Raw genomic sequence first — 443 nt, 5'->3', positions numbered from 1 at the left:
GGTACGGCTGGCCGAACGGGTAGATGCAGCCGCAGCTCCATTCCATCCGGAACGATCCGGCCGCCTCGGACTTGGTGGGGATGTTGTTCTCGCAGAAGTAGGCTGGGCTCGTGAAGCTGATGCCGAGCGCCTCGACCTTGAGGGTGAGGTTCTGGCAGCCACCCTTGACGTTCCCGCGCGGACTCCAGTCGACCCAGTGCATCGTGCTGCTGCCGGCCGCTCGCACCGCCGACATCCAGCCGCTGTAGATCTTCGCGGCGATCCCTGCGCCGAGGGTCCCGTACTGCTCGAGCTTGTAGAAGTCCTTGGCGTTCGTCTCGTTCACGAGCTGGTGCAGGCTGTAGCACGCATCCAGGAAGCCCAGGCCCCCACCGCCCAGTCGCGCGAAACAGCCCGCATCGAGGAACGCCCAGGACGGGGTCGTGACGGCGGCTGTCGTGGAC

Annotated in this window: 1 protein-coding gene; it reads right to left on the bottom strand. The window is 66.1% G+C overall.

Annotated features, from left to right (window positions below; genetic code table 11):
• Window positions 1-443 (bottom strand): hypothetical protein (locus I6F37_RS40135; protein WP_225154397.1); only part of this gene is annotated, 443 nt, incomplete at both ends.

The sequence above is a fragment of the Bradyrhizobium sp. NBAIM08 genome (assembly GCF_020193935.1).
Taxonomy (GTDB): domain Bacteria; phylum Pseudomonadota; class Alphaproteobacteria; order Rhizobiales; family Xanthobacteraceae; genus Bradyrhizobium; species Bradyrhizobium yuanmingense.
This window is presented reverse-complemented; position numbering and strand designations above follow the sequence as displayed.